The 26,545-nt window shown below is 49.9% G+C and carries 21 protein-coding genes; 2 read left to right on the top strand and 19 right to left on the bottom strand.

All coding sequences use genetic code 11. The features are described 5' to 3' along the window. Positions 1-311: 311 nt before the first annotated feature. The 9 genes from rho to VV089_RS19195 form a co-directional block, all read right to left on the bottom strand. On the bottom strand, positions 312-1,685 hold the full coding sequence (gene rho, locus VV089_RS19235; RefSeq protein ID WP_334337053.1) for a transcription termination factor Rho: 1,374 nt from the start codon (positions 1,683-1,685) through the stop codon (positions 312-314). A gap of 259 nt (positions 1,686-1,944) precedes the next feature. Continuing rightward, positions 1,945-3,132 carry a nickel pincer cofactor biosynthesis protein LarC gene (larC, locus tag VV089_RS19230; RefSeq protein WP_334337052.1) on the bottom strand — a complete coding sequence of 396 codons (1,188 nt, stop codon included), beginning with the start codon at positions 3,130-3,132 and terminating at the stop codon, positions 1,945-1,947. Between the two features lie 132 nt (positions 3,133-3,264). Then, positions 3,265-4,020, bottom strand: coding sequence for a nickel pincer cofactor biosynthesis protein LarB (larB, locus tag VV089_RS19225; RefSeq protein ID WP_334337051.1), 756 nt, complete (start codon positions 4,018-4,020; stop codon positions 3,265-3,267). 9 nt (positions 4,021-4,029) lie between these two features. Further along, a complete protein-coding gene (larE, locus tag VV089_RS19220; RefSeq protein ID WP_334337049.1) occupies positions 4,030-4,845 on the bottom strand; it encodes an ATP-dependent sacrificial sulfur transferase LarE in 816 nt (271 codons plus the stop codon). A 340-nt stretch (positions 4,846-5,185) separates the two neighbouring features. Continuing rightward, positions 5,186-6,679: a phospho-sugar mutase gene (locus VV089_RS19215; protein WP_334337048.1), complete on the bottom strand. Its 1,494-nt coding sequence runs from the start codon at positions 6,677-6,679 to the stop codon at positions 5,186-5,188. A 3-nt stretch (positions 6,680-6,682) separates the two neighbouring features. Next, the gene (locus VV089_RS19210) at positions 6,683-7,495 is read right to left on the bottom strand and encodes a class I mannose-6-phosphate isomerase (protein WP_172541885.1); all 813 of its coding nucleotides are present in this window, start codon (positions 7,493-7,495) and stop codon (positions 6,683-6,685) included. 73 nt (positions 7,496-7,568) lie between these two features. After that, the gene (locus VV089_RS19205; RefSeq protein ID WP_334337047.1) at positions 7,569-8,534 is read right to left on the bottom strand and encodes a GDP-L-fucose synthase family protein; all 966 of its coding nucleotides are present in this window, start codon (positions 8,532-8,534) and stop codon (positions 7,569-7,571) included. Next, positions 8,531-9,628 (bottom strand): GDP-mannose 4,6-dehydratase, encoded by a 1,098-nt coding sequence (gene gmd, locus VV089_RS19200; RefSeq protein ID WP_172541883.1) that lies wholly within the window; start codon positions 9,626-9,628, stop codon positions 8,531-8,533. The genes VV089_RS19205 and gmd overlap by 4 nt, the downstream gene beginning before the upstream one ends. A 405-nt stretch (positions 9,629-10,033) precedes the next feature. After that, positions 10,034-11,401: a sugar phosphate nucleotidyltransferase gene (locus VV089_RS19195; protein ID WP_334337046.1), complete on the bottom strand. Its 1,368-nt coding sequence runs from the start codon at positions 11,399-11,401 to the stop codon at positions 10,034-10,036. A gap of 166 nt (positions 11,402-11,567) precedes the next feature. Between VV089_RS19195 and VV089_RS19190 the strand changes: the two genes are divergently transcribed. After that, on the top strand, positions 11,568-12,437 hold the full coding sequence (locus VV089_RS19190; RefSeq protein ID WP_172541648.1) for an AraC family transcriptional regulator: 870 nt from the start codon (positions 11,568-11,570) through the stop codon (positions 12,435-12,437). Here the strand turns inward: VV089_RS19190 and VV089_RS19185 are convergent. The 7 genes from VV089_RS19185 to VV089_RS19155 form a co-directional block, all read right to left on the bottom strand. Next, the gene (locus VV089_RS19185) at positions 12,430-15,129 is read right to left on the bottom strand and encodes a GDSL-type esterase/lipase family protein (protein ID WP_334337045.1); all 2,700 of its coding nucleotides are present in this window, start codon (positions 15,127-15,129) and stop codon (positions 12,430-12,432) included. The genes VV089_RS19190 and VV089_RS19185 overlap by 8 nt on opposite strands. A gap of 185 nt (positions 15,130-15,314) precedes the next feature. Continuing rightward, positions 15,315-15,755, bottom strand: a complete 441-nt coding sequence (locus VV089_RS19180; RefSeq protein ID WP_172541650.1) for an RbsD/FucU family protein — start codon at positions 15,753-15,755, stop codon at positions 15,315-15,317. A gap of 188 nt (positions 15,756-15,943) precedes the next feature. Beyond that, positions 15,944-17,104, bottom strand: a complete 1,161-nt coding sequence (locus tag VV089_RS19175) for a substrate-binding domain-containing protein (RefSeq protein WP_334337044.1) — start codon at positions 17,102-17,104, stop codon at positions 15,944-15,946. Between the two features lie 72 nt (positions 17,105-17,176). Then, entirely contained in the window at positions 17,177-18,178 is a 1,002-nt protein-coding gene (locus VV089_RS19170; protein WP_334337043.1) for an ABC transporter permease, read from the bottom strand. A 14-nt stretch (positions 18,179-18,192) separates the two neighbouring features. Next, complete coding sequence (locus VV089_RS19165; RefSeq protein ID WP_334337042.1) at positions 18,193-19,686, bottom strand: sugar ABC transporter ATP-binding protein; 1,494 nt, start codon at positions 19,684-19,686, stop codon at positions 18,193-18,195. Positions 19,687-19,704: 18 nt separating this feature from the next. Then, positions 19,705-20,706, bottom strand: coding sequence for an ABC transporter permease (locus tag VV089_RS19160; RefSeq protein ID WP_334337041.1), 1,002 nt, complete (start codon positions 20,704-20,706; stop codon positions 19,705-19,707). A 226-nt stretch (positions 20,707-20,932) separates the two neighbouring features. Further along, on the bottom strand, positions 20,933-21,112 hold the full coding sequence (locus tag VV089_RS19155) for a hypothetical protein (RefSeq protein ID WP_172543754.1): 180 nt from the start codon (positions 21,110-21,112) through the stop codon (positions 20,933-20,935). A 138-nt stretch (positions 21,113-21,250) separates the two neighbouring features. Here VV089_RS19155 and VV089_RS19150 point away from each other — a divergent pair, with 138 nt between their 5' ends. After that, complete coding sequence (locus tag VV089_RS19150) at positions 21,251-22,147, top strand: AraC family transcriptional regulator (RefSeq protein ID WP_172543753.1); 897 nt, start codon at positions 21,251-21,253, stop codon at positions 22,145-22,147. Positions 22,148-22,162: 15 nt separating this feature from the next. Here the strand turns inward: VV089_RS19150 and VV089_RS19145 are convergent, their stop codons facing one another. The 3 genes from VV089_RS19145 to VV089_RS19135 are packed head-to-tail and all read right to left on the bottom strand — an operon-like array spanning position 22,163 to position 26,530. Beyond that, complete coding sequence (locus VV089_RS19145; RefSeq protein ID WP_334337040.1) at positions 22,163-23,146, bottom strand: substrate-binding domain-containing protein; 984 nt, start codon at positions 23,144-23,146, stop codon at positions 22,163-22,165. Continuing rightward, positions 23,133-24,917 carry a cache domain-containing sensor histidine kinase gene (locus VV089_RS19140; RefSeq protein WP_334337039.1) on the bottom strand — a complete coding sequence of 595 codons (1,785 nt, stop codon included), beginning with the start codon at positions 24,915-24,917 and terminating at the stop codon, positions 23,133-23,135. The genes VV089_RS19145 and VV089_RS19140 overlap by 14 nt, the downstream gene beginning before the upstream one ends. Further along, complete coding sequence (locus VV089_RS19135) at positions 24,914-26,530, bottom strand: response regulator (protein WP_334337038.1); 1,617 nt, start codon at positions 26,528-26,530, stop codon at positions 24,914-24,916. Before VV089_RS19135 ends, VV089_RS19140 begins: the two co-directional genes overlap by 4 nt. Positions 26,531-26,545 lie beyond the last annotated feature (15 nt).

The raw sequence follows: 26,545 nt of genomic DNA, 5'->3' as shown, positions 1-26,545 counted from the left end.
ATTCTGGCTGTATATAAAAAACTGCCGGGAATCCCATGTCTGATATAAAAGGGAGAGATAGGGCCAAACGACCCCGACAAAAGACACAAAAAAGACGTCACCACGGGAATTGGTAACGCCTTTGTTATCATTTGTACTTTATGTAGTATCTTTTGTTGATATTATTTTAGTACAACCGCCGGAAAAAGTCAATGTCTCATCCGCCAAAAAACTTGTCAGTTTTTGGCAGTTCTTTGGGCACTTCTATGTCCTATATAGAACCAGCGCAGCAGCAAACGCTTTTATCTTGCGCCCTAAAAACAGGCGATTCCTTATACTAGCTTTGTCTTTTTAATCGTCTGCACGAATTCGCTGTTAAATCTGGTACGGGCAAACATATTCAATACGTTCTCTACCGCCTCATCCGCTTTCAGGCCGTTTAAGCCCTTGCGCACAATATCCATTCCTTCCAGCTCTTCCCCGGTCAGCAGCAGATCCTCCCGCCGGGTTCCTGATTTCGGAATGTCGATAGCGGGGAATACCCTCTTCTCCTGCAGCTTGCGGTTCAGCACAAGCTCCATATTACCGGTACCCTTGAACTCCTCGTAAATCACATCGTCCATCTTGCTGCCGGTCTCTACCAGCGCCGTCGCAAGAATCGTCAGACTGCCGCCTTCTCTCATATTACGCGCCGCACCGAAGAATCGCTTCGGCATATGCAGCGCCGCCGGATCAAGACCGCCGGATAAAGTACGTCCGCTGGGGGGGACCGTCAGATTATAGGCCCTTGCCAGTCTTGTGATGCTGTCCAGAAGAATTACTACATCTTTTTTATGCTCTACCAGACGCTTTGCCCGTTCAATCACCATCTCGGACACACGCTTATGATGCTCCGGAAGCTCGTCGAAGGTGGAGTAAATAACCTCCACATTGGGCCCGGCAATTGCCTCTCTGATATCCGTAACTTCCTCCGGGCGTTCATCAATCAGAAGAATCAGAAGCTGCATATCCGGATGATTTTTGGTAATTGACTTTGCCACGTCTTTAAGAAGGGTTGTCTTACCTGCCTTAGGAGGAGACACGATCATGCCGCGCTGTCCCTTTCCAATAGGCGAAATGAGATCCACAATCCGCATAGCCATACTGCCGCCTGGACGCTCCAGATAAATACGGGAATTGGGAAAAATCGGAGTCAAGTCCTCAAAGCTGCGCCTTCTCGCCGCTTCCTCCGGCCGATAGCCGTTGACGGACTTCAGATACAGCAAGGCTGCAAATTTCTCTGTCTGGGCCCGAACCTTTACATTCCCGCAGAGAATGTCTCCTGTCTTTAGATTATAGCGGCGGATCATAGCCGGATTGATATAAATATCATTTTCCCCCGGAAGATAATTGGCACTGCGGATAAATCCATAACCATCTGCAAGCACCTCCAGAATTCCGTTGGCTATCTGGCCGCTGTCCAACTGGGACATATCCTGAGGCGCACTTGGCCGCTCCTGCGTCCGTTCTGCTGTCTTTTCAGTCCGCTCTGCTGTTTGCTCAGGCGCTTTCTCCGGTATCTTCCGTGGTTTTTGTTCTACATCCTTATCCAGCATCAGCTGAATAAGATCTGCCTTTTTCATTATAGATGTGCCTTTCAGTCCTCTTGCTTTTGCAATCTCCTTAAGCTCTGTAAGCGGAAGGGATTCATACTGCTCTTTTGTCATGCTTGTCCTCCTCTTTTCTCATTCTGTTCCTTCTTCAATCGTACACTTAATTGAAACATATTTTTTCTTGGGAATAACCGCCAGAAGCTTTCGGCGAATTTGAAGCTGAAATACGATATTCCATTGCCGTCAAATGTTGACAACTTGAATATAACACATTTTGGGAAAAAGTCAAAGGATTATTTTTTCAAAACCGCCTGGGAAAGGGGGATTGAGGGGATCGGAACGCGAAGGAGCTGGCTTATTTTGCAACAGCCCCTTAAATCTGCTCCCTTACCAGGCGGTACATCTCTTTATAAGCTGCTCCATGCTCCCGGGCCAGCTTTTTCACGCTTTCATACTCCGGATAGCGCAATTCCTCCCCATTCAGAAAGCACACCTTTACTTTCACCGGGCCGTAAGCCGTCGAAACCTCTTCTGCCCGGCGTTCTAAAGCGGCGCGCTTTACAGGATAGCGGCGCACGCCGATTGTGGTTGTCTCCCGGAACAAAACAGCGTTCATCTCTTCTATCTTTTCTTCATCGCAGAGCACGGACAGCTGATAGGCCGGCCGGTTCTTTTTCATATAGATAGAGGTAAAAAACACATCCCTGGCTCCGGCTTCCAAAAGGCATTCCATAGCATATCCCAGCGCTTCTCCGGAGCAGTCGTCAATATTACTTTCCAGCATCCAGAGCTTTTCCTCCTGCTCATTAGCCTCTTTGATCAGCATGGCGCGCAGCACATTGGCCCTGGAAAACTGCCTTTTCCCGGCTCCAAGCCCGATCTTTTCAATGATAAATTTATCCGGCCTCTTGCCTTCTGACAGCGCCGCAATTGCCGCTCCCGTGGGCGTTACCATCTCTCCCTGCTGCTCTGTCTGCTTAAGTGTCAGCCCGTGGCTGGCCGCAATCTGCAGAACGGCAGGAACGGGAACAGGCAGGATGCCATGCTGGCAGTGCACATGTCCCTGGCCTTCCCAGAGATCGGAAACGAGAACTTTCGTTACCCCCAGCTCCTCCATACAGGCCGCAGCCGATACAATATCTACAATGGAGTCCACCGCTCCCACCTCATGGAAGTGTACTTCGTCCGCAGGACGGCCATGAACTTTTCCCTCTGCATCCGCAACAATCCGGAACATCTGCCGGGAAAGCTTTAGAACTTCCGGCTTTAAGCCTGCCCCGTCCAGCATCTGCGCAATATCCTTCCAGGTACGGTGCTCATGCTTATGTCCGTGAGCATGCTCTTCATTCTTGGCCTTTTCTTCCAGTATCACATCAAAACCACAGGCATCCAGCCCCGATTTCTGAACTCTTCCAATCTTGATCTTATAACCGTGAAGCGGAAGCTTTTCCAGGGTGCTTCGCAGGTTCTCTTCCGTGGCTCCCAGATCCAAAAGGGCCGCCACCGTCATATCGCCGCTGATTCCGGAATAGCATTCCAGATATAAAGTTTTTCCCTGCACGTTACTCCTCCTATTTCAGTTTTATTCCAGTTCCGTAATATCCCTCAAAATACACGGGTATGAAATCAATTTCCAGCCGCAAAAAAAGCGTCTGTAAATTGATTTGTGCATTTTGAGGGATATTACTGTTTTTTAAGTCGCTGTGCGGCCAACCGCCAGCCGGTTAATCTGCGTCGCCACATAAGCCGCCCCATAGCCGTTATCGATATTCACCACTGTAATCCCGTTTGCACAGGAATTCAGCATCGTCAGCAATGCGGAAAGCCCGTGAAAGCTGGCGCCGTATCCCACCGAGGTGGGCACCGCTATTACCGGCACCTCAACCAGCCCCGCCACTACGCCTGCCAGAGCTCCCTCCATGCCGGCTGCGGCAATCACGCAGCTTGTGCCCTCAAATGCATCCATATTCGAAAGCAGGCGGTGAATTCCCGCCACTCCCACGTCAAAGAGCCGAAGCACTCCTGTGCCGAAAAATTCTGCCGTCTGAGCAGCCTCTTCCGCAACCGGAACGTCTGCCGTCCCCCCTGTGCACACAACAATCTTTCCAATCGGCTCTCTTCTCTGTTTTTCTGCCTTTAATATCCTGGAAACAGGATCGTAAACTGCCCAGGGCACAGCCTCCCGTACTGCTTCGTACTGCTCCTGGCTGGCTCTGGTTCCCAGTACATTGATGCCTTCCCCGGCCAGCGTCTGGTAGATTTTTACCAGATGTTCCGTCGTCTTTTTGCTGCAGTAAATCACTTCCTCAAAGCCCTGGCGGACTTTTCTGTGGTGATCAAGCTTTGCGAAGCCCAGATCCTCATAAGGAAGCTTCTTAAGCTCCTTTTCGGCCGCTTCTATACTGACAGAGCCTTCTTTTACCTGTCTTAATAGTTCTACTACATCCATGGCTTGTCCCTACTCTCTTTTTAATACTTCATTCATGCTCCCCATGCGGTATCCCTGCATATCCAAGGTTACATAAGAAAATCCCAGCTTCCGCAGCGCCTTGTCCGCCTTATAGCGAAACTCCGCTTTTGCAGCTCTTGCAAAATCAGTCTCCGAAAGCTCAATCCTGGCTACCGTTCCATGAATCCGCACACGAAGCTGGCCAAATCCCTGTTCATGCAGATAATTCTCCGCCTGCTCCACCATAAGCAGTTTTTCTTCTGTAATCGGTTCCCCATAAGCAAAGCGGGAAGCAAGGCAGGCCGCCGACTGCTTGTTCCAGGTGGGAAGCCCCCATTCCCTGGAAAGCTTCCGTATCTCACTTTTCGTAAGCCCTGCCTCCTTCAGCGGGCTTAAAACGCCCTGTTCGCATATGGCTTTTGCGCCGGGACGGTAATCCTTTTCATCATCTGCATTAGAGCCTTCTATCACACAGGCAAGCCCCTCTGTCTCTGCTATTCGTTTCATCTCTTTTAAGATCGCAGTTTTGCAGTAGTAGCAGCGATCCGGAGGATTTTTTGCAAAACCTTCCACCTCAAATGCCGGAAAGTCAAATTCGATATGCCGGATTCCTTCTGCTTTTGTTAACGCCCTTGCCTCATCCAGTTCTCTTTCCGGAAACGCACAGGAACGGGCTGTCACTGCCACGGCCTGTTGTCCCAATACCCGGTGGGCGGCCCTCATCAGAAAAGCCGAGTCCACTCCCCCTGAAAAAGCAATCACAGCACTCCTTTGTTCCTTCAGATACTGTTCCAGCCGCTGTAATTTTGTATGCAGGATATCCATTGAATCACTTAACTCTCCTCTTTTGACATTTAATCAAATTCTAGCATGCCGGCTTTGAAATCGCAAGAAGAATCCAATTTCTCAGTAAAATCTATACATGTTATACATACAGATAAGCATAATTATAAGCTGCTCCATTGAAATGGCCAAGTATTTCTCCCCATGCTTACCGCCCTCTGCGTTCCTCTGGGAAAGAGACTGTCAGATAACAAAGCAGCAGACTTTTCCAATAGTCTGCTGCTTTATTATCTGACAGTCTCTTCTTTGTTCAACAGAAGAATAAGCCTCCGCCAGTGACACGTCTGCACATCTTCATTTCCCACTTGCAAGGTATAAACGTTCAGTTATCTTTCCTCTCCGTATAAACCTTAATCTTCGGCTCCGTTCCGGAAGGCCGGATGACAACCTCCGATCCGTCCTCCATCCACAGCTTCACCACATCCGCCTTCGGGAATCCTTCCACTCCCTCCTGGTAATCCTGATAACGAACCACCTTAGAGCCGCGCATCTTCATATCCGGCTTCTCCGCAAGACCTTTTCGAATCAAGCTCATACGCCGGTCTGCTTCCGCCCCGTTAAAGGTATAATTCTTCAACTCTGTCACATAACGTCCGTAAGTCTCATACAGCTCCTCCAGCACGTCCACAAGGGTCTTGCCGATAGACTTGTATGCGTCAGCCATCTCGCAGACAGCCATCGCCGCCCCTACTGCGTCCTTATCCCGGACATAGCTCCCAATCAGATAGCCGCAGCTTTCCTCAAAACCGAACACAAAGCGCTTCGCCTCCCCCTTCTGCTCCAAAAGGCCGATCTGCTCTCCGATGTATTTAAAGCCCGTAAGGGTATTGATCACCTCAGCGCCATATTGCGCCGCAATCTTATCCGCCATAGAAGTCGTCACGATTGTCTTAATGATCACCGGCTTTTCCGGAAGGGTTCCCGCCTCCTGCCTGCATTTCAGAATATAATCCAGTAGAAGAATTCCCACCTGGTTGCCGGTGAGCTGCCAGTATTCCTCCCCGTGGCGAACCGCCACTCCGATGCGGTCGCTGTCCGGATCGGTGGCAATCAGAAGATCCGCCTCCAACTTCCTGCAGTAATCAAGCCCCAGATTCAGCGCCTCCTTCTCCTCCGGGTTCGGATAAGGGCAGGTCGGAAAGCTGCCATCCGGCTTGGCCTGCTCTTTTACAAGCTGCAGATTCTTTACCCCGATATGCTTCAAAATACTGCTCACGCAGCTTAAGCCGGCCCCATGAAGGGGTGTGTAAACCACCTTCAGACTGGAGGTCAGCTCCTTCTGCGTGCGCCTCTTAAGCACTGCTGCCAAAAATGCCTTAAGAACCTTATCGTTGATTTCCTCAATCTCTCCGGATTCCAAAAAATACTCAAAGGACAGATCCTCCTGGGCCTCTTTCAGATCTGTCTTCTCAATATACATCTGGATTGCCGCGGCCGCCTGGCTGGTAACCTGGCAGCCGTCGGCTCCGTACACCTTGAACCCGTTGTACTCCTTTGGGTTGTGGCTGGCCGTGATGCACACGCCGGCATCACATTTGAGATAGCGCACGGCAAAGGACAGCGTGGGCGTAGGCATCAGCCTGGGATAAATATAAGCCTTGCAGCCCTTAAGAGCCAGCACCCTGGCTGTCTCCTTTGCAAATTCCTCCGAATGGTTCCGGCTGTCGTAAGCCACTGCCACAGACGGCTCTTCACTCCGGCTCTTTACATAAGCCGCCACCCCAAGGGCCGCCTCCTGTATGGTTTCCAGATTCAGATGATCCGGCCCCTGGCCCATAACGGCGCGGATGCCTCCTGTTCCAAATTTCAAATTCATCCGTTATACCTCGCTTAAAAGTATTTGCAGCCTTCCCGTTATCCGGCAGGCTCCTGCTTCCTTTGGAAGAAATATACTGTCTCCTTTTGAAAGCTCCATACTTCCGTATGGGCTCTTCAAAGTCCCCTGCCCCTCCAGAACGAGAAGGGACTGAAAGGTATCTTTGACAATTTCCTCCATAAATTCCTCTATCTCGTATAATTGTACCACAAAATGCGGACATTGCACCAATAAAGTTCTGGAATATCCAATTTTCTGCACGCGGGGTCCCATGGGATGATGTCCGGCCAGGGGCGGCATGAAGTCCGCAGCCAGAAGCGCTTTGTCAATATGAAGCTCCCGTCTCTGATGATTCCCGTCCTTGCGGTTGTAATCGTACACCCGGTAAGTAATATCCGAGCTCTGCTGCACCTCCGCTACGGTAATGCCTTTCCCTATGGCATGAATCTGGCCTGCCGGGATAAAAAAGACGTCCCCTTTTTTCACCGCCGTCCTTTGGCATACCTCCAGGATCGTCTGGTTCTGAATCCGTTTCTGGAATTCATTTACGGAAATCCGGTGCTTTAAACCATAATACAGGTACGCACCCGGCTCGCAGGCCAGCACGTACCACATTTCCGTTTTTCCCCTTGCCCCCTCCAGCTCCCAGGCAAGGGCATCCTCCGGATGAACCTGAACAGATAAGGCTTCCCTGGCTGTAATAATTTTAATTAAAAGAGGGATGTCCTCCAATCCCTCATGGAGCCTGGAAAGCATCCAGTCTTCTGTTCCCCATATATAATTTTTCCGCACTGGCTTTAGCTTTACCGGGCCCATTTATCCCTCCACAGTTTAGACATGCCTCTTTTTTAATCTCGGTTCAAAAAGGATGGATTTTCGTTCCGCCCTCTTACCGCTCCGTAAACGTTCCTGCCTCATATTGTTCACAGAACCATTCATAAGTTCTGCGGATTCCCGTTTCCAGATCAATCTTCGGCCGCCATCCCGTACTCAGGATGCGGCTGATATCCGTAACCTTTCTCGGCGTCCCGTCAGGCTTTGAAGGATCCAGCAGCACCTCTCCCTGGTACCCTGTGACACGTTTCACCAGCTCTGCCAGTTCAAGGATACGGATCTCCTGCCCCGAGCCCACATTAAAGAATTCATTTCCCTCATAATGATCCATTAGATACAGGCAGGCATCCGCCAGATCCTCCACATTGAGGAACTCCCTTAAAGGCATTCCGCTCCCCCATACCGTTACGGCAGGCGCGCCGCTGAGCCTGGCCTCATGGAATTTCCTTATGAGGGCCGGAAGCACATGGGAGTTCTCCAGGGAAAAATTATCGTTTATCCCATAAAGATTGCAGGGCATCACACTGATATAATTCGTGTGATACTGCTGATTGTAAAATGCGCACATCTTAAGGCCTGCAATCTTCGCCAGCGCATAAGCCTCGTTGGTCTTTTCCAAATATCCGCTTAACAGATATTCTTCCCGAATCGGCTGAGAACATTCCCGGGGATAGATGCAGGAGCTTCCCAGGAACAAAAGCTTCTTCACCTGATTTTTGTAAGCGCTCTCAATCACATTGCACTCTATCTGAAGATTTTTCATAATAAAATCTGCCGGGCAGGTATCGTTTGCGTGGATCCCTCCTACCTTGGCCGCCGCCAATATCACATAGTCCGGCTTTTCCTCTGCGAAAAACGCTTCCGTATCCGCTTGCCTTGTCAAATCCAGCTCCCCATGGGTTCTGGTGATAATCCGGCTAAAGCCCTCCCTCTCAAGGCAGCGCACAAGGGCAGATCCTACCAGCCCACAATGCCCGGCTACATAGATCTTTTTCTCTCTGTCTAAGGGTTCACAATTCATTTCCTAAGCCTCCCTTCTGATACAGCAGCTCCAAAATGCTCACACTCTCTCCTCTGCAAAGCCTCTGCCATATCATGCTCCACCATCCTCTTTACCAGCTCCTCAAAGGAGGTTTTTCCCGGGTTCCACCCCAGAAGCTTCTTCGCCTTGGACGGATCTCCCAGAAGCAGATCCACCTCTGCCGGCCGGAAAAATTCCGGCGACACCTCCACCAGCACCTTCCCGGTTCTTCGGTCGATCCCTCGCTCCTCTACACCCTCTCCCTTCCAGAGAAGTTCCATTCCCCCCTGCCTAAAAGCCGCCTCCGCAAACTCTCGGACCGTATGCGTTTCTCCCGTGGCAATCACGAAATCCTCCGGCACGTCATGCTGAAGCATTCTCCACATACATTCCACATAATCCCCGGCATATCCCCAATCCCGCTTCGCATCCAGATTCCCCAGATACAGCTTTTCCTGCCGTCCTGCCGCAATCTCTCCGACCGCTCGGGTAATCTTTCTCGTGACAAAATTCTCCCCTCTCCTGGGAGACTCATGGTTAAAAAGAATTCCATTGACCGCAAACATACCATAAGCCTCCCGGTAATGGCGGACAATCCAGTAACCATAAAGCTTCGCCACCGCATAGGGCGAACGGGGATGGAAAGGCGTCGTCTCCCTCTGTGGAACCTCCTCCACCTTCCCATACAGCTCCGAAGTAGACGCCTGATAAATCCGTGTCGTCTTTGCAAGTCCCGCCACACGAACCGCCTCCAGAATCCGCAGAACCCCAATCCCATCCGTATCTGCCGTATACTCCGGCTCCTCAAAAGACACTGCTACATGAGACTGAGCCGCCAGATTATACACCTCATCCGGCCGCACCTCAAGCATCAGCCGCACCAGATTCAAAGAGTCCGTCATATCCCCATAAAGAAGGCGAAGCCGCCCGTCCTCCCCGGCCCATTTCTCCAACAAATGCCCAATCCTTCCAGCCGTATTCGTAGACCCCCTTCGAAACACCCCGTAAACCACATACCCCTTATCCAAAAGGAGCTCCGCCAAATAAGATCCATCCTGCCCCGTAATCCCCGTAATCAACGCCGTCTTTCCCATCATCATCCTCCTATTAAAAGTCGCTGCGCGACAGCACTAAAGAGTAAAGCTGCTTCGACACACCGGTAATGAGAGAAACTTTTATTCGAAAAAGCACTCATAAAAGTTCCTTTCGGGCGCCTTTGCAGCTTTACAATCCCCTCTTCCCACCCCCGCACCCCAGTAACAGATGTGCCGCAGCGAAATCCGCTCTCGAGATTTTCCAATATCCAGTGTCCGGCTGTTCGCGAACAGGCTGTCTGATATGAGCGGACATTACCAGCAAAAACCACCACACGCCAAAACCCACAAAGGGTAATGTACGTTCAGAGCAGACCGCCTGTACGCGAACCGTCCGAACACAGGATATGGAAAATCCCGAGAGCGGATTTCGCTGCGGCACATCTGTTACGTCCCCCCTGCACATCACAAAATCCCCGCCAACTCAATCTCATCCCACTCAAACGTAACCCGATGAATATCCTCATTCCCCGTACTCATCCCCACATGAATCTCAACATACTCAAAATCCCGAAAAGCCTTCACCGCATGCCTCTGATTCTTCCGGATACAAACTGCCTTTCCCGGAGACAAAGATATCTTATTCCCTTCCAGAATCAGTTCCCCAGTCCCCCTAAGAACCGTCCAGATCTCATCCCTGTTTTCATGGTAATGATAACTGGAAGTCATACCGTCATAAATCCGTATCTTCCTGGTCAGCGTAGACATCTGGGGCGTCTGCGTGTCATCCAGTGTTTCCAGCGTACCCCACCGCCGCTCCTCAAACATAGGCCGCATCCGAAAGTCCGCCGTCAGCTCCTTCACTCTTGCAGCCTCACTCTTATCCGCCACCAGAATTCCGTCCGGCCCGGCCGCAATCACCAGATCCCTCGTTCCAACCGCCGTTACCGGAGCCTTCAATTCATTGATAATCTGCGTATTCCTGCAGGTATCCGACAAAATCGCTCTTCCCACCGTATCGGTGCTCATCTGATCCGCCATGGCGTCCCAGGTGCCAAGATCTTTCCAGAATCCCCTGAATTCCACAGCCGCCAGCTTATCTGTCTTTTCCAGCACTTCATAATCAAAGCTGATCTTCGGAAGCTTCTCATAGGACTCGCATAAACCCTCATAATCCTCCGGCACTCCATAGGCCGCTGCGCGATCCAGCATATCGCCGATACGGACGCAAAACACGCCGCAGTTCCACAGGGCACCCTGACTCACAAGCTCCTCTGCCTGCCCCTCGTCCGGCTTCTCCGCAAAGCTTCGAACCTCAAAATAATCTTCCTTCCTCTCTCCCGGCAGTATATATCCGTATTTTGTTGCTGCATAAGAAGGCACTGCCCCAAGCAGTCCAATCTCCATACCGGAACGCTCCAGCATATCTCCCAGCCTCTTGACTGCCTCAAAAAAAGCCCCCTCCGTATAGGGATCCACCGGCATCACAGCCGCATAATCCTCTCTTGCAGCTCCCATGCGGCTGTGAAGGTAAGCGCAGGACAGCAGCACCGCTCCAAAGGTGTCTCTCCTGGAAGGTTCTGCCGCAATTCTTGCCTCCGGAACCTGGCTCCGTATCAGCTCTGTCTGAGCATCTCCTGCTGTAATTATCGTATTTTCAGCCATTTCAGCCTCCGTCAGCTGATCCCAGACCCTCTGAAGCATAGAGCATCGCTCCATGGAATTCGTCTCCCGGTTTACCAGCTTCAGATACTGCTTCGGCCTTGCTTCATTGGACAAGGGCCAGAGACGCCTGCCCGATCCTCCGGATAAAAGTACATAATACATCATCATTTCTTTCCTCGCTTATTTTCCGTTGCTTTTGACAGTATAAACCTGTATATTTAAGATAACAAGGGAAGATGTTGCTCAAAATAGGTACTATATTGCTGTCTGTGATTCATTTCAAAAACAGAAGACTGTTCTCCTCTTGTATCTCATCGGAAAGGAGCTTATACTCTTGAAAAATTATTTTGACAAATTTCCCGATTCCTATACGGAAAGCTCGCGGCGCATGATTCAGACCCCCGGCGCCTTTGCCCGCTCCGCCCTTTTTTACGTGCAGGAGACAGGCTATCTGAAGCTGAAAGAAAGCCACCTCGCCCGCCGCAAAAATCTGGAATCCTATCTGGTGGTACTCGTCCTGTCCGGCAGCGGAACACTGATGTATCAGGACACCTCCTACCCCTTAAGGAAAGGCTCCTGCTTCTTTATTGACTGCATGGTTCCCTATTATCACCAGAGCAGCAGCTCCGATCCCTGGGAGCTTATCTGGGTTCATTTCAACGGCTCCAGTTCCGCCCAGTATTACCGGTACTTTTCCTCCAAAAGCGCCCCTGCCTTTTCTCCCCGGGCCTTTCCCGAGCTTCAGGAGGCCTTAGAGCATCTGCTGGAGGTGAATACGGCCTCGGATCTCTCAGCCGAGATCTCTTCCTCCCGGCTGATTGTGGAAGTTCTTTCCCTGCTGCTTCTGGATATTACAGAAAACCACGCAAAAAAGCACCCAGTTCAGCAGAAGATGGCCCAGGTGCGCCATTACCTGGATGAACACTATACGGAAAAGTTTTCTCTGGATACCCTGTCGGAACAGTTTTTTATCAGCAAATTCCATCTGTCCAGGGAGTTCCGTTCTCTTTATGGGATTACTCTCAACCACTACGTCATTGCCAAACGTATTACCTTTGCCAAAAAGCTTCTTCGTTTTTCCGACTACACCCTTGAGGAAATTGCGGAAATCTGCGGCTTTTATGACGCCAGCTATCTCAACCGGCAATTTAAAAAGTCAGAAGGCATCCGCGCTTCTGACTTTCGAAAAAAATGGATCAACTAATTCTGCGGCTTTGTCTTTTCCTCCTCCAACGGATGACTGCAAAAACAGCAGCCGCCAAAAAGCTGCCCAGAGCAGCCAGGATCACCCATTTCCAGCGGTCGAGCCGCATAAAAATACGCCTGCCGTCCGTACCTGCAACCTCTACCAGATAGGTTCTGGCTGCACTGGTACGGGCGATTTCATACATCTGCTTTCCAAGTTTCTCCGTGCGCTCTTTACATATCTCATAAGCGGCATTCACATCCTCCTGGCCCACGCTCCGCTCTCCTAAGGTTGCATCCTCCAGCACCTTGCGGTATTCCGAGAAGCTGTCGTGCCACGCCTGGTTCAGCGTTTCTATCTCCGCTGCCGCCATCTGTCCCGGATTCAGTATGCAACCTGCCAGGTTCACGCCTGCCCCCAGCTGCTTTCCGGTATAATCCCCTACCGGCACCTTATCCATATAAACAGTATACGTTTCGTCCTCCTTCAGGCCTTCTATCTGAAGCTCCTCTAGGCTTATCCAGTCCATAACGGAAAAATACGCTTCAACCTCCTCCAGCTCGCCGGTTGCGGCCATGGGCAGGCTGTGGGGCTGATAGGTGAACCTTACATAGTCGTCGCCGCCTTTCCACTCCACCTGACCAACCTCAGCGTTTTCTGCCTGCGTCTCCTTTCCTTTGAAAATCCGCACGCGCGCCACCTCTTTTCCCGCTCCCTGCTGGTGGAGAAAAAAGGTCCCTGCCAGAATACTTCCTTCCGCCTTGGGATGGATATTGTCGTCAATCGTCAGTGTGGCGTCAGCATTTCTTTCCTGCAGAACGCCTGTAGCCCACAGCAGAGGCGTATGGAGATCCACATAGTGCGTACCCAATTCTCTGGATAGCTCCTTGAGTTTCTCTATATACTCCAAAATGGAATTATCAACCGTGTCTTTTTGCTCTCCGTTTTCCAGATAGTTGGAGCTTCTGGTCTGATCAAAGGGTGTCGATGCTGTTAATATTATATTTTCATTGGGAATCCCCTGTTGGTTCAGCACCTCGATAAGGCCGCGGATATTCTTGATATAAACCTCCGCTTCCACTCCGTCCAGGGCCTCATTCATGCCGAACATAATTACGGCCTTTGTGATTCCCTCCAAAGAGGCATCGCGGATTCCGCTCTCCCCATTGTAAAGCTTCCGCGCATTCTCCGCCGTATAGTAGCCTGTGCCAAGGTTACGGAATTCCAGCTTCCACTGGGGATACCGGGTAATGTAATACTGCTGCAGGAATTCCGGATAGCTGATTCCGCTGTAGCTGATCCGAGTGATGCTGTCCCCGATAAAACCTACCACATCTCCGTCTTCAAAAAGAAATGCTTCCTCCGGCCCGGCCTCCAGCTCCAGTGCCTCTCTGGAATAGCCTTCTGCCGTAATAGTTATGGTATATGTCTTTGAAACGGCCTCCTTTGCCAATTCCTCAATTTCCCTGCGCATCTTCTGATCCGCACTCTGCCAGCCCTCCCAGGTCTCCTTAAGCTGTTCCCAGGCTTCCTCTGTTCCTGCCTCCGCAGCCGCGTACACTGCGCTTCGGTATTCTGCCCCAAGTTTCTGCCGCTTTTTCGTTTTCTCATGGATTGCTCTCGCTGCGTTCTGCAGCGGATTGCCTTCCCCGGCAGCCAGTTCAATTCCCTCCGCCAGCTCCCCACCCGTAAAACTTCCCAAAATGCAGTCCCCCAAAGCCGCCTCATAGACGGCCCCTTGAAGGAGTCCCTCCGCCCGAAGCATCTCTCGTCCAAAGCCCTCTGCAGACGGTATCTGTCTGCAGAGCTCCAGGAATTCATCCGACGCAAACGCCGGCAGTCTCTCCGGCTTCCACGTCAGGCGTATCCCCCTTTCACTGCGGTATACATTCTCTGCCCCTTTCTTTTGCTCCTCCGAAATTGTAATTTCAGAAAGTCCCTCTCCTGCCCCCAGGCCCTTCAGAATCTCATATGCCATCATCATATGGGCAGATGCGCCTGGATGGATGCAGTCGCCCCGGGTCAAAGTCTGCTTTGCATCTTCTCTCTGAACCTCTGTATACAACTTCTTCAGAGGCGTATGCAGATCTATATACTGTACGCCCCACTCCGCTGTTTTTACTTCCAGCTGCTCCGTATATGCACACAGCCTGTCATCACTCGTCTGATAGGGGTGTCCGTTTTTATCGTAATTCAGTGCACAAGTCTGATCGTAGGGCGTTGGCGACAGCACCAGAATATCGCCCCCTCTAAGACCGTCCTCTTTTAAACGCGTAATCAGCCTTTCCATATCGGCAATATATGCTTCTACAGAAATCTCCTGCAGGGCTTCATTCATTCCTAAAAGAATAACCGCTCGGTTGATTCCCCGAAATGCCGGATCCCTGTCGTATGTCTCAAGCACATTCCGAACTGTATAGCCGTTTGTTCCCAAGGTGCGGAATTCTATCTCCCTGTCCGGAAATCGGCTCAAATAATACTGATAAAGAAACTCCACGTAATTTATGTCCGTGTATTCCGCATGTGTAATACTGTCTCCTATAAACCCTGCTATATCCCCATCCCGGAACATCACGTCTTCCTCAGCTGTTATACGCTGGCCAAGGCCGTTCTCTATTGCCTTCTCCTCTCCGCCTGCCAGAACCTCCTTCTGGCACAAAAAAACAAAAACACTGACCAGCAAAAGTTTCAATATCTTACCTTTTTTCATATAATAAAACTCCTCATTTGCCTCAATGGCGTCATTTCCTTCTTTCGTCCATTTCTCCCTCTCCCTTAAATTTACATAACTTTAATAGTTACCAGTATAACCAAAAAAGGGATATGCAACAAGGCATATCCCCAAAAGATAAGAATTATTAAGAAACTCCTCTGTTTTTGTTAAGATTCTCCGGGTTACTCTGTTACAACGCCCTTCTGCAGCATTATATTCGCATACAGGGCTTTTTCTCCGGTGGCAATGATTGCGTAAGAGGTTTTTGCTTCCTCGTAAAATTTGAAACGCTCAATGTTGCCCACACAGGCAGCACCTCTCTCGTCATACTTTGCAATAATCTCTTTATAGGTATCCCAGATCGGCGTCTCTACGTTATCTCCCGGCATAACCTCCATCAGATTCACCGGATGTTCCACATAAGTATCCAGTGGGAATACCTTTAAAATAGCCTCCAAAAGCTCCGGCACGCCGTGGCCGTCACAGCGGATTACAATTGCATCTTTTCCCATGGACTCTGCCGGAAAGTTTCCATCTGAGATTACGATCCGATCGCTGTGGCCCATCTCACAGAGAACCATCAGAAGCTCTGGGGATAAGATTGGGGAAATTCCTTTTAACATGTTCGTACCTCCTATTCCAGTTCCGTAATATCCCTCCCAGTACACAGGTATGAAATCAATTTCCAGTCACAAGTGCCTGGAAATCGATTTGTGCACTGTGAGGGATATTACTGTTTTAAAGTCGCTGCGCGACAGTACTCTTGTGAAAAAAGGGCGCACCCAAAGGTGCACCCCTTTTTTAGTTCTTTTTATTTGCCGTACAGGTTATCCCAGATCTCGGGGTTCTCAATGTTCTCAGCGGTGTACCACTGGCATCCGGTATCTGCATCAGATACGGGATTGCCCTGTGCTGCATCGTACAGAGTCTGAACCAGGATCTCGCCCATAGCTACTGGAGCCTGAGTAATAGCGCCAAGAAGAACGCCGTTCTTTACTGCTTCAATCTGAGCAGAGCCGGAGTCAAAGCCGGCAGCGATAACCTTGTCGTCGCCTACACCGATCTCGCTGTGGTTCTCAGCTGCGGAAATGATGGCATTTGCAGAGTGCTCATTGGAGCCGTACAGTGCAATAATTCCGTCCTCGCCAAGAAGAGAGTTAACATCTGCAAGAGATGCATCGGAAGTAACCTGTGCAGGAACGCGAACGTCGATAACAACATTTGCGCCGTCTGTCTTCTCACACTTGGAATCGCTGATGTACTTCTCGTTGCCCACAACGGTTGCTGTATGGCCGTCAGCTACTGCCAGCTCAGCAAACTTATCGATAAATCCAAGGCCTCTGTTTACAACGGACTCGGAAGTTGCATCCTGAGCTACAACGCCGATACGAACGGTTCCGTCAATTCTGCCCTTAACAGCCTCATAAACCTTCTCAGCTGCCAGTGCGCCTGCTGCATAGTTATCTGTGGAGCAGTTTGCCAATACGGATCCTTCCGGAGCGCCCGGAACACCAGAGTCAAATCCGATTACCGGAATGCTCTTGTCGAGACAGGTCTGAAGCTGGCCCTTTACGGACTCTGTATCCAGTGCAGCCAGGCCGATTGCGGTCGGGGTTGCATTCAGTGCGTTCTCCAGCTGCTGTACCTGCTGGTCAATGTTGGACTCACTGTCAGGACCTACAAAGTTGACGGTTACACCCAGCTCAGCTGCCTTGCTCTCAACGCCCTGCTTTACTGCCTGCCAGTACTCATGCTGTAATCCCTTAGATACAATCTCAAAGGACATGCTGCCTGCATCTGCTGCCGGTGCTTCGGATTCTGCAGGCTCCTCGGACTCTGCCGGTGCCTCAGTCTCTGCCGGTGCTTCGGTCTCTGCCGGTGCTGCAGGCTCATCAGCCTTGCCGCCGCAGCCGCTTAACAGTGCTGCTACCATTGCTGTAGAGAGCAATGCTGCCAAAACTTTCTTTTTCATGTTTTAAATTCCTCCTTTTATTTTTCTCCTTTTTGGAGCTTTTCTATGTAAACTGCTTATGCAGTAAACACCTTACGCAAGTTTCTTATTCTTCAATACGTCAATGTAAACGGCTATAATCAGAACCAGGCCGATGATAATCTGCTGCCAGTTGGCCTGCAGGCCAATCATAGGAAGCCCTGTCTGCAGTACGGACATAAGGAACACGCCGATGATGGTTCCGGATATGGTTCCAGCGCCTCCACTCATGGAGGTTCCGCCGATAATAGCGCCGCCGATGGCGTTCAGCTCGATCCCACCGCCTCCGCCGGGTATCATAGACTGGAATGCGGAACTGTAAGCCAGAGCCGCAAGCCCGGTAAATGTACCAGAGATAATATAAGCTAACGTCTGATACTTTGCCACATTCACGCCGGAAAGCCTTGTCGCCTCTTTGTTACTGCCGATAGCGATGATATAACGCCCCGGCCTGGTCTTGTTCAAAAAGATGCTCATCGCAACTGCCAGAATCAGCACCCACAAGAACCCTATGGGGATCTTTGTTCCGCCCATATCCATCTTAAAAAGCTTACGGGTCCAGCCATTGGGTGAACTGGAGGAAGGCCAGGTAACGCTTGCATTGCCGGTCACGATGGCGCCCATTCCTCGCACAATCATCATGGTACAAAGAGTTGCCAGGAAAGGGGCATGGCCGCCCCTGGAAACGATCAGGCCGTTAATGGTTCCCACCAGCAGGCCGCACAGCACGGTTACGATGATTCCCACAATAACCGGCATGTTTTTCTGGGTAATCAGATAGCCGCCCACCAGCGCATAGCAGAACATTCCTGTTCCGATGGAAAGATCTACGCCTCCGGTAATCAGGCAGAAGGTAACCCCAATCCCCAGAAAAGCCAGATAATAGGTACAGTCCATAATACTCAAAAGCGTTGAATACTGACGGAATGCGGAGCTTGCGGCGCTAAAGAAGATAAGCATGGCAATCAGCACGAGTACAACTACAATCTTCTGTACTCCGATGGCCCTTACAAGCGGATTGTCTGTAAAAGCATTTCCTTTTTTCTTCTCTGTCATGATTTCTCCCCCTCCTAATCCCTAAGCGTCGCCGCATGCATGATTCGTTCCTGGGTTGCCTCTGAAATATCCAGCTCACCGGTCTTCCTGCCCTCACACATAACCACGATCCGATCACTCATACGCAGAATCTCCGTCATCTCTGATGAAATCATGATGATGGACTTGCCCTGTGCCACCAGTTCATTCATCAGCTGATAAATCTCGCTCTTGGCTCCTACGTCAATACCCCGGGTAGGCTCATCGAAAATCAGAATATCGCAGTTTCTTACCAGCCACTTGGCGATAACCACCTTCTGCTGGTTTCCTCCGGAAAGATTCACGACCAGCTGCTCCACGCCGGGCGTCTTTGTCTTAAGCGTCTCTACATACTGCTGGGCTACCTGATTTTCTTTCTTCTTATCGATAAAGGCGCCTTTCATAAAATTCTCAAGGCTGGCCATGGTAGAATTCTCTGCGATTGTCTTTGCCACTACAATTCCGTACCGCTTCCGATCCTCTGACAGATAACCAATCCCGCATTTTACCGCATCCTGGGGGGTCTTTATCTCTACCTTCTGCCCGTTTACATAGACATCGCCGCTCTCCTTGGGATCTGCCCCGAACAAAGCTCTGGCTGTCTCTGTTCTTCCAGCCCCCATCAGGCCGGAAAATCCTAAGATTTCTCCCTTTCGCAGTTCAAAGCTCACATCACGTACCATTCTGCCCGCATTCAGATGTTCTACCTTAAGCACTACAGGCGCATCCTTCGGAACAGCACTCTCCGTCTTGGGATCTTCGTAAATCACACGGCCTACCATCATATTGATGATATCATCCTTGGTAGAATCCTTCGTAATCAAGGTTCCCACGTAACCGCCGTCACGCATAACGGTTACCCGGTCAGTTATCACTTTAATCTCATCCATACGGTGGGAGATATATACAATACCCATCTGCTTTTCCCGCAGATCGCGGATAATCTTAAATAATTCTTCGATCTCGGCTTCCGTTAAAGCCGCAGAAGGCTCATCAAAGATAATAACCCTGGCCTCATGTGAGATAGCCTTTGCAATCTCACACATCTGCTGCTTTCCGACAGTCAACCGGCTCATGGTTTCTTTCGGATCTATGTCAATGCCAAGCTGATCAAAAAGCTTTTTTGCTTCCTCATTCATCTTCCTGTCGTCAATCAGCTTGCCGTTCATAATCTCCCGGCCGATAAAGATGTTCTGGGCCACTGTCAAATGCCCCATCATGTTCAGCTCCTGATGCACAATCACAATTCCCGCATCCTGAGCCTCTCTTGGGTTGGAAAACTCTACTTCCTTTCCCTCATATGTAATCGTTCCCTCGTCCTTGGTATAGATACCGGTCAGAACCTTCATCAAGGTTGACTTGCCGGCTCCGTTTTCACCCATCAGCGCATGTACTTCGCCTTTTCTGACCTCCAGGTCTACATGATCCAGCGCATGTACTCCGGGGAACGATTTGTCGATACCTTTCATGGTTAAAATTACGTCGCCCATTTTTTCCTCCCCCTTCGCTTAATTGCGTCTGCTTCTGCTGCGCAGGTCTGCATATACTACCGTCAGGACAATCAACCCGGTAATAATGTACTGGTAATTAATCTGGAAGCCCATAGCCATAATGCCTTCCTGCAGAAGTGCAATAATCAGCACTCCGATAAGGGTTCCTCCGATGGAAGCCACGCCTCCGGTCATGGATGTCCCGCCCATTACACAGCCGGCAATTGCCTCATTGTTAAATGTATCACCAAGGCCCGGAAGAACCGTAGTATTCTTAGCCACATAGAAGATGGCTGCAATCCCGGCCAGTGTTCCGCAGATGATATATGCCAGCGTCTCCCAGCGCTTGGTATTCACGCCGGACAGCCTTACAGCCTCCCGGTTGCTGCCGATGCACAGGATATAGCGGCCTGCCATGGTCTTATTCAGAATAACGGCGCAGACAGCAGCCGCTATAATCAGGATAAACAAGCCTGTCGGGATCTCTGTGGTCCCCACCTTCATGCCTACCAGGTTCCGGAACCAGCCGTTGGCGTCTCCTGCCTGGGGCCAGCTCACGGACTGCGTCTTGGTAAATACGGATCCAATGCCTTTTGCAAGCATCATGCTTGCCATGGAGGTAATAAACGACGGCAGCCCCGCATAAGATACCAGAACACCATTGAGTACTCCAAAAGCCGTTCCCACCAGTATGCACAGGATCAGGCATATAATCAGCGGCCATCCCTTGGATGTCAGAAGATATCCTGAAATCAATGCTCCGCAGAACATCACCGGGCCAATGGAGAAATCAATTCCCCCCGTAGCAATAACAAAGGTTACTCCCAAAGACAAGAAGCCCATGAAATACGCATATTTCAATAAGCTGACAATACGGGCAAAGCTCACAAAATTTGCATTTGCCTTCACCATCGGTGTGATGAGTGCAAACAGAAGGTACAGCAGTACCATAACACATAACAATACCACCCTGTTAAACCCAATCTTTTTTACGATTGCATTCTGTTTAATTTTTTCCACCTTTTTCCCTCCAGTACCCCCGTAGAGAAGGCGACAAAAACGCCTTGTCTGTCCGTTGAATTTATGTCTATTATATGTCCAAATTATGAATAAAGTAATAGAAAATCCTTTTGGAATAGGTAAATATTTTACGAAAAAACAGCCGCAAATCTCTAAAGTACCGGATTTGCGGCTGTTTTTTCGATTACTGTCTCATTTTTAAGGCTTTTAACTGGAGATTCGTTCTTCAAATACACAAAATCCCATCAAGCATGCGATAAGGGCTCCCGTTATCATTAACAACATCTTCCGCCACCTCCTTGTACCGGCAGAGCCACTGCTCCAGTTCCGGTTCTGTGATATGCTCCAGTTTATCCGGGTTGTGCCGGGCAAACTGCTTCAGCTTCTGAAAGGTCCCACATTTCATTTTCAGCTCCCCCTTTACTTTTCCGGTTTTCTTATCTATAATTATAATCAAGAAATATATTATAAAATATATTTATATCGCTTATTTATATAATTATATCTTCAATTATTCTATTATTATATATGGATAGGAGCAGCTATGAAAATACGGATCAGGGAAAACCAGTCTGAAGAAATCGAGGGCCTTTCCACGGAATATCCTTATATCTGCCATCATGTCAATCTGGCAGACACCAGGATTCCCTGGCACTGGCACGAGGAGGTTGAGTTTGTCTTTGTGGTCAGCGGGGCTATGACCCTTACGACTTCCAATCAGACCTGTTCCTTTCACAAAGGCGAAGGCTTTTTTATCAACGCCAATGTGCTCTGCACTATGAATGCCCGGGAGGAGGGGCAGACTGCCGTTATTGATTCTCATCTGTTTCACCCTGTATTCCTGGGGGGACATTTTAAAAGTATTTTTTTCACCAGGTATCTGGAACCTGTTCTTCAGAACCGGTATCTGGAGCTTCTGGAATTCCGTGAAGCCGGGCCGCGGCAGAAGAAGCTGCTGGAGCTTCTGCGCCGGGCCGCGCTGCTTCAGAAGCATGAGAATACAGAATTTCAGACCAGAAATGTTTTTTCGGATATCTGGCTTCTGCTTCTTGAGGAGCTTCGGGAGGCGAAGCCTCTTTTGGACTCCTCCAAGAGCGTAAACCGGGATCGCATTCAGACTATGCTTGCTTTTATCCAGCAGAATTACCGAGAGAAACTGTCTCTTGAGGATATCGCACGGTCTGCCTGCGTAAGTAAAAGCGAATGTCTGCGCTGCTTCCGCACCAGTATCCAGCGGACGCCTTTTGAATATCTTCTGGATTACCGGCTTGAATGCGCGGAGCGGCTTTTACGGACTACAGATACTCCAGTTCTGGATATTGCTCTTAAGTGCGGATTTTCAAACGGGGCTTATTTTGGGAAAATGTTTAAGGAGGCCAGGGGGATACCGCCTGGACTTTATCGGAAGGTTCATCAAAAAAAGAACGGCGGCATCCCCTGACTTTTTAGAGATTCGTTATTTTTTTCCAAAGAATGGAAATAGGAGTTTTTGGTTTTCTTCGGTATACATGTTTTCTTTGGTTATCAGCTCGGATCCGGAGTCTACGTAGGCTTCTACTGCTTTCCCACGAGCGGCTTTGACTGCTGTCTCGATTCCCAGATAGCCCATGTTGAATGGCTTTTGAATGACTATGGCGTCGAATACGCCTTCCTCTAACAGCTGGATTTCTTCTATAGAGCTGTCGAAGCCCGCCATATGGCAGCTGCCTGAGAGCCCAAGATCTTTTACTGCAAGGGCCGCGCCTACTGCGGAATATTCATTGAGCCCTACAATCATATTCATATCCGGGTATTTCTCCAAAAGCCCACAGGTGAGCTGATAGGCTTTTTCTGAGGAAGAATCGCAGAACACTACTTCTGCTATCTGCTTTTCGGCATCTGCAAGCCCGGCGCGGAACCCCCGTTCACGCTCGACTGCCGTGGAGGTTCCTTTTATATGGCCTACAACGCCGATGACTGTGGCCTCATTTACAAATTGTTTCATAAAGGTTCCCATCTTATATCCGGCTTCAAAGTTGTCGGTTGCAATTAAGGATTCTCCAATCTCCCGTTCCATGGTGGAGTCCATCAGCACCAGGGTTATTCCGGCTGCCTCGATCTGCGCGGCAAAGGGAAGGGTGGCGTCGTAGCTGCTGGGGGTCAATGCGATCGCGTCAGGCTTTTCCTCTATGGCTTCCAGTATCATCTGGTGCTGGAGCTCTGTCTCACTCTCTCTTTTGGGGCCCATAATGGTCAGTTCCACACCCAGCTCATCAGCCGCCATCTGCCCCCCTTCGTAGATGCTGGTCCAGAAGTCTGTATCATCCACTGCTTTTTGAATCAGCACAATCTTAAGAGGGCTTTGTCCCTCGTTCCGGCTCTGCCAGTACCACAGCCCCAGAACTGCCGCAAAGCAGGCGGCAAATCCTGCTGCCAGTATTTTTTTCTTATAATTCCCCATCCCTTCCCTCCTCTCTTCCAAAGGGAAGTCTTATGGCTGCTTCGGTTCCCTTACCCGGGCTGCTTTGGAAACTGATTCCATATTCCTCTCCATAGTAAAGCTGAATCCGCTCATTCACATTGTTCAGGCCCACCCCGTTGGAACGGGTGTCTCTTGTGTGCTTTTCAAATATATGGGCCAAGGCCTCCGCATCCATTCCTTTTCCGTCGTCCTGTACCAGAAGTATCATCTGATCCCCTTTCCGAAAACCCCGTATCCGGATCAGCCCTTTCCCCTCCTTGTACTTTATTCCATGGTAAATGGCATTTTCCACCAAGGGCTGAAGAATCAGCTTAATAACTTTTTCCTGCATGATTTCCGGATCTACCAGGATCTCGTATTCCAGCTTGTCCTTGTAGCGCATTTTCTGAATGGACAGATAGGTTTCTGTATACGCCGCTTCTTCGGCCACAGTCACCACCTCCTGCTCATTGCTGATGCTCCGGCGCAGAAGCTTTGCCAGGGACGAGGTCATACGCACTACCTCCTGGTTTTTCCCCCACTCTGCCATCCAGATTATGGAGTCCAGGGTATTATAGAGAAAATGGGGATTGATCTGGGACTGGAGGGCCTTAAGCTCTGATCTGCGTTTGATCTGCTGCTCCCGGTCTCTCTGTACCATCAGGTTCTTTATTTCCTCTGTCATCATATTGAAATTACGGCTCAGATGCCCGATTTCATTTTCCTCCCGGACATCCAGGGCTGCATGGGCAAAATTTCCCTTTTCCACCTCTTTCATGGACTTTTCCAGAGCCTTAATCGGCTTTGTTATCTCATCGGAGAGAAGATAAGCCAGGGCCAGGGCCGCCAGAAACAATGCCAGGGCTATCACAAGATAAATCTTCCTTGCCTCATCGGCCCTATGCATCAGCTCCGGCACCATGGATACGCCGACTACAATCCATCCCGTCTGCTCGGAACGGGAGACGGTGTACAAACGGCCGTCTTTAGAGAGAAATGAAGATTCCTTTGTCTCCATAACCTCTGTAATCAGCTCTTTTTTCATGCCGCTGTAGATCAGCTGCTGCTGGGGATGGTATACGATTCCCCCGTTTTCATCCAGAATGTAGATATACCCCCGGTTCCCTAGACTGAGCCGCTCGCACAGATCACTGATGGCGCTGTAATTCAAGTCTACAAAAAAGATGCCCCCTGCCTCCGGATCGTCCTTTCTGGAAATATTACGGCTCAAGGTTACAACCCAGTCATAGCTTCCAAATATGGCGTTCTGCACATGGGAGGAGGAAATGACCGTCTCCCCTCCGGCTGCCTCCGCTTCCTGATACCAGGCAAGCTCTGAAACATTGATATACGGATTCAGTCTTGCACGCCCTTGATTAATCAGGGCCTCTCTCTTCCTTGGAAGCAATGCGATGTTGACAATGTCGTTCCGGGTGTCCGTGATCGTGCGGAATACTCCAAGAATCCGCTCTGGAAGCTCCTTCTCCCTCTCCTCGGAAAGCTCTTTTCCAAAAAGGTAATCCCATACATCCGAATTGTCCGCTACAATGACGGAAATATTCTCCATATAGCCGATGTAAGAGTCAATGTCATTGTTTACCTGTCCGATCAGCTGGGAGGTATATTCCGTGGAATTCTCCAGCACTGCTTCCCTGGTAAACCGCAGGGACAGCACAAGAAAAATCATAAGGGCAAAGACAATGAGCACCGCGAAGGAAAATATGATTGAAGTCCGGATGCTGCGGAAACGCATCAGCAGATTTTTTTTCATTCCGTCCGGTTCTCCTTTGCATACTCTGTGGGTGTTCTTCCCGTAGCCTTTTTAAAAGCAATGCTGAAATAATGGGGATCGGAAAACCCCACCTCCCGGGCTACCTCGTAGGTCTTCATGGACGTATTTTCCAGAAGCTTTCTGGCCTCCTCCATCCGCTTTTTTGTCAGGGCCTCTATAAAGGTCTCCCCGGTACAGCTTTTAAACAAGGTGCTGAAATAGCTGGTGCTGATGGCAAGATGGCTGCATACGGAATTGAGATTCACCTCGGAGTTCATATAATTCTCTTTGATATAATCAAGAGCCATCATAGCCTGCTTCTTTCCGTAGCTGTCCCTCTGCTCTCCCAACAGTCCGGAAATATGAACGCAGATAGCTGTCACATCCTCAGCCATATCTGTCAGATGCTCATAGGCGTAAATCCGGTTTAAGAATTCCTTCTCTTCCTCCACAATGAGGTTTTCCTTCTCTTTGATCAGATTGGCCGTTGCAATCACGGTCAGAAGCAGGTTCTGCATATAGATGATAGAACGGTTGCGGTTGGCATAGGAATCCCGGATCTCCTGGGCAAAGGCCCGTATATTCTCCTCAATGGACACCTCGTTTCCGCTTTTGATCTCCTGGAGCACCTTTCCGGCCCACCTAGGCACGTCTATGGCCCGGCTGTTCTCCGGCTCTTCCAGAAGCTCCGGCTTAAGAACCCGACCGCCTCCCATAAAAAATTTCTGCTCCATCACATCCCAGGCTCCTTCATAGGACTGGTACAAACGGCAGATATCGGGCACCATCTGCCCAACGCCGATGGTGGTCTCTATGAGAAGCAGGCTGTGGATGGTTTCCTGGATCTCCCGAAAGATTTCTTCCATCTGCTTTTCCAGCTCTTCCTTTGAACGGCCGCAAAAAATGATGATGGTTTTCTCCTCCATATTCTGAAAAACCACCCCCAGCTTCTGGCGCTCAACCAACTCCTGGGTAATATTGCAGATAGCAAACAGGGCCAGATCGTCACGGACGTCCGTGTACTGGTTCAGAAAAGGCGACAGATCGTCTCCTTCCACAATGGCAGTATTAAAAAAAGCCCCCGACAGACAAATTCCCAGCTCCGCCATCTTATCCCCAAGACCCTCCGGCCGTTCATTTCCCCGTAAAAGGCTGTTTAAAAAGCGTCCGCGCAAAAAGGGCCTGTTGCTGATATAGGCCCCCTGCAGTTTTTTCAAGGTTTTCATTTTTGCACAGCGTTCATCCAGGCTTTTCTTTGCCCGAATGAGAACCTCCATAAGCTCCGAAGGCGTCACAGGCTTAAGAATATATTCCATAACCTGGTAGCGCACCGCCTGCTTTGCATACTCAAATTCGTCATAACCGCTGATGATCACGGTCTTTGTATCGGGATGATTTTCATGGACATAGCGCGCCAGCTCGATTCCGTCTACATACGGCATATAAATGTCTGTCAACAGCAGATCCGGTACGGCCTCTTTCATCCGCTCCATAGCCTCCCGGCCGTTTTCACAGCTGCCAATCAGCTCAAAGCCCATTTCCTCCCAAGGAATATTTTCACTGATTGCCTCGCGGATCAACGCCTCATCGTCTACCAGCAATACCTTATACATAACTCTCTTCCTCTT

Source organism: Candidatus Merdisoma sp. JLR.KK011 (genome assembly GCF_036941125.1).
Classification (GTDB): Bacteria; Bacillota; Clostridia; order Lachnospirales; family Lachnospiraceae; genus Laedolimicola.
Note: the sequence above shows the minus strand (reverse complement) of the source record. Positions and strands in the feature narration are given on the sequence as shown.

Excerpts from the sequence above, each read along its gene's own strand:
- rho (WP_334337053.1), bottom strand. The coding sequence starts at position 1,685 with ATGACAAAAGAGCAGTATGAATCCCTTCCGCTTACAGAGCTTAAGGAG.
- larB (WP_334337051.1), bottom strand. The coding sequence starts at position 4,020 with ATGGATGTAGTAGAACTATTAAGACAGGTAAAAGAAGGCTCTGTCAGT.
- larE (WP_334337049.1), bottom strand. The coding sequence starts at position 4,845 with ATGGATATCCTGCATACAAAATTACAGCGGCTGGAACAGTATCTGAAG.
- VV089_RS19215 (WP_334337048.1), bottom strand. The coding sequence starts at position 6,679 with ATGAATTTGAAATTTGGAACAGGAGGCATCCGCGCCGTTATGGGCCAG.
- VV089_RS19210 (WP_172541885.1), bottom strand. The coding sequence starts at position 7,495 with ATGGGCCCGGTAAAGCTAAAGCCAGTGCGGAAAAATTATATATGGGGA.
- VV089_RS19205 (WP_334337047.1), bottom strand. The coding sequence starts at position 8,534 with ATGAATTGTGAACCCTTAGACAGAGAGAAAAAGATCTATGTAGCCGGG.
- gmd (WP_172541883.1), bottom strand. The coding sequence starts at position 9,628 with ATGGGAAAGACGGCGTTGATTACGGGGATTACGGGGCAGGATGGATCT.
- VV089_RS19195 (WP_334337046.1), bottom strand. The coding sequence starts at position 11,401 with ATGATGATGTATTATGTACTTTTATCCGGAGGATCGGGCAGGCGTCTC.
- VV089_RS19185 (WP_334337045.1), bottom strand. The coding sequence starts at position 15,129 with ATGAAAAAAGGTAAGATATTGAAACTTTTGCTGGTCAGTGTTTTTGTT.
- VV089_RS19180 (WP_172541650.1), bottom strand. The coding sequence starts at position 15,755 with ATGTTAAAAGGAATTTCCCCAATCTTATCCCCAGAGCTTCTGATGGTT.
- VV089_RS19175 (WP_334337044.1), bottom strand. The coding sequence starts at position 17,104 with ATGAAAAAGAAAGTTTTGGCAGCATTGCTCTCTACAGCAATGGTAGCA.
- VV089_RS19170 (WP_334337043.1), bottom strand. The coding sequence starts at position 18,178 with ATGACAGAGAAGAAAAAAGGAAATGCTTTTACAGACAATCCGCTTGTA.
- VV089_RS19165 (WP_334337042.1), bottom strand. The coding sequence starts at position 19,686 with ATGGGCGACGTAATTTTAACCATGAAAGGTATCGACAAATCGTTCCCC.
- VV089_RS19155 (WP_172543754.1), bottom strand. The coding sequence starts at position 21,112 with ATGAAATGTGGGACCTTTCAGAAGCTGAAGCAGTTTGCCCGGCACAAC.
- VV089_RS19150 (WP_172543753.1), top strand. The coding sequence starts at position 21,251 with ATGAAAATACGGATCAGGGAAAACCAGTCTGAAGAAATCGAGGGCCTT.
- VV089_RS19145 (WP_334337040.1), bottom strand. The coding sequence starts at position 23,146 with ATGGGGAATTATAAGAAAAAAATACTGGCAGCAGGATTTGCCGCCTGC.
- VV089_RS19140 (WP_334337039.1), bottom strand. The coding sequence starts at position 24,917 with ATGAAAAAAAATCTGCTGATGCGTTTCCGCAGCATCCGGACTTCAATC.
- VV089_RS19135 (WP_334337038.1), bottom strand. The coding sequence starts at position 26,530 with ATGTATAAGGTATTGCTGGTAGACGATGAGGCGTTGATCCGCGAGGCA.